This window comes from Komagataeibacter intermedius TF2, assembly GCF_000964425.1.
Lineage (GTDB): Bacteria > Pseudomonadota > Alphaproteobacteria > Acetobacterales > Acetobacteraceae > Komagataeibacter > Komagataeibacter intermedius.
The window spans coordinates 1-877 of record NZ_BANF01000183.1 but is presented as its reverse complement, the minus strand read 5'-3'; the positions used below and the strand labels follow the sequence as shown (position 1 = coordinate 877).

1 pseudogene is annotated in these 877 nt (G+C 56.9%); it reads left to right on the top strand.

Going from position 1 to position 877, the window contains the following annotated elements:
• Positions 1 to 677: 677 nt before the first annotated feature.
• Positions 678 to 877 (top strand): annotated as a pseudogene (locus tag B7449_RS15460) (hypothetical protein); the annotation flags it as partial.

The window sequence follows — 877 nt, the reverse complement described above, 5'->3', positions numbered from 1 at the left end:
CGTTTTGATGAAGAGCGTCCCTCGCGGAGCGCTGCACAGCGCCCGGCCCCTGCCACAACTTCCAGCGCGCAGGACGTGGATGACGAAATCCCGTTTTAGACCGCTCGGTGTTCCGGGTCGTCAACGACCCGGAGCATTGTGCCTGTTCAGGGAGAAGAAAATGCGGTTTCTGCTACGCCAGTTCCCGTCATGAATACTTGTGAGGCCTGTTCGACCTGACGGCGCGGGCTATCGGGAAAGCCTGTCGGCCGACACCGGAACGCCGGTCGTCCGTCCACATCGGGGATGAACTGTGTCTTTCCTGTTTCTCCATCGGCCTTTACGCGGGTTAGTGAACCTTATTTTTCGTCAGTCGCATGATGTGGGCGCAGACGGGACACTCCACAGGGAGTATCTGGCGTCGTGAGTGCCCGCTCGTCCATAGTCCCGGTAATGCGTGCGCAGTGGCGCGGGCACATGCCGTTTGCTGCCGCGCGTAAACTGCGGCCATTCGTGCGTCCTGTATTCTTTTGCAGTTCACGCAGAATAAAACCCTCAACGCGGATCATCAGGACGCAATATCTCGACGAACCATACAGAGGTCGTCGTGTGTTTCCGCACGATCATATCAAATACTCACCGTAAATACCGGAGCGGTCTGAAACACAATCCATGCTGTTCGTGAAGGAGTGTCTTTCATGGCTTACACGTCTTCCCCAGAAGCACAGCAAAGAGAACTTGATGAGCTTCGTAATGCCGTAAACTGCGCCGTCGTGCTGGAGAAAGCCGGGTTCCGGCTGGATCGGCAGGCCACTGCGCAGCGTTCCGCCCGTAACCTGAAATTTCGCCGCGACAGTGAGGCCATTATTGTCAATCACGATGGCAAGGGCTGGTGGGA